Annotated in this window: 1 pseudogene; it reads right to left on the reverse strand. The window is 38.8% G+C overall.

Features of this window, described 5'->3' with window-relative positions:
* Positions 1–312: pseudogene (locus IV81_RS09175) on the reverse strand (ISL3 family transposase); the annotation flags it as partial.

Below are 312 nucleotides of genomic sequence, written 5' to 3' on the forward strand. Positions count from 1 at the left end.
GTTCGAACTCGGAGTCTATTTTCTAAACTGTAACTCAGAAAATAATCTTTAATCGTCGCTAAGCGACGGTCAGAAAGTAATTCCACGAGTTTATGAGAATCCGCATCCAATACAATGAAACTCATCGCTTGTTGGACAGATCTGAATTCGTCAATACAAAGATTTTCTGGTAGTTGATCCTGGAAGCGATATCGATGTTCACCGACGGTTTCTTTAATAATTCGACTAACACTGGTCGGCGATATATTAGTTAGACGACCGATTTCAGTCATGGATAAATCACGTTTGGCATATTTAAGCACCATTTTTCTG

Origin of the sequence: Pediococcus stilesii (assembly GCF_001437075.1) — a bacterium.
Lineage (GTDB): Bacteria > Bacillota > Bacilli > Lactobacillales > Lactobacillaceae > Pediococcus > Pediococcus stilesii.